This window comes from Psychrobacter sp. 1U2 (assembly GCF_051847575.1).
The window spans coordinates 1-767 of the sequence record NZ_JBPYDC010000935.1 but is presented as its reverse complement, the minus strand read 5'-3'; the positions used below and the strand labels follow the sequence as shown (position 1 = coordinate 767).

Sequence of the window (767 nt, the reverse complement as noted above, 5' to 3'; positions counted from 1 at the left end):
GTCCTGACTGTTATCAATAAACAAACGCACAGCACCCACACGCTGGGCAACAGCACGGCCACCAGATTTTAAACGTCTGTATTCTAAAAAGCTACCAACAACAAAGCTGCCTATCGTCCACATAACCGTCAGTATCAATGCCCAATAATAAATACCATCGGTAAATAACGTTAGCAGCAGTGCCATAACCCCAAGCGCCAGCATCACATGTGCAAGTACAATCAAAAAAAACAACCCGTAAAGTAACAGGCTGCGCCGCGTCCGTATCCGCTGTTCAGCAAAAAAATCCATCAGCTTATCTCAAGTTAACCCAATCTGTTCAAGTTTTAACCCATATTGACGACAGGTGCTTGAGCAATGGCCTTTCTGTCTTCAAACACTAACGGACTGAGCGGACGAAAACTAAAAGTGCTGCTGACAAGGTTATTTGGGAACACTTCGCGGTCATTGTTATAAAACATCACGCTATCGTTATAATGCTGACGCGCAAAGCCTATACGATTTTCCGTATTGGTCAGCTCGTCCATCAACTCTTTAATCATACTGTCTGCTTTTAGCTCAGGATACGCTTCCACCACAGCTGAGAATTGCCCCAATGCTTTAGACAACATGCTTTCTGCTTTGGCAAATAGCGCCATATGCTCAAGCGAGTCTGGCTGATGTTTATTAGAGTCCTGCAAGCTTTGGGCATGATTACGCACACTAATCACGCGGGTCAGCGTTTCTTCTTCATGGGTCAAATAACGTTTGGCAGTCTCTACCAAGTT

General features: G+C 44.7%; 2 protein-coding genes. Both read right to left on the bottom strand.

Annotated features, from left to right (window positions below; genetic code table 11):
- Nucleotides 1-225 (bottom strand): hypothetical protein (locus ACS8FD_RS19655; RefSeq protein ID WP_439277103.1); only part of this gene is annotated, 225 nt, incomplete at its 3' end.
- 101 nt (nucleotides 226-326) lie between these two features.
- A partial coding sequence (locus ACS8FD_RS19650; RefSeq protein ID WP_439277102.1) for a LemA family protein occupies nucleotides 327-767 on the bottom strand: 441 nt, incomplete at its 5' end.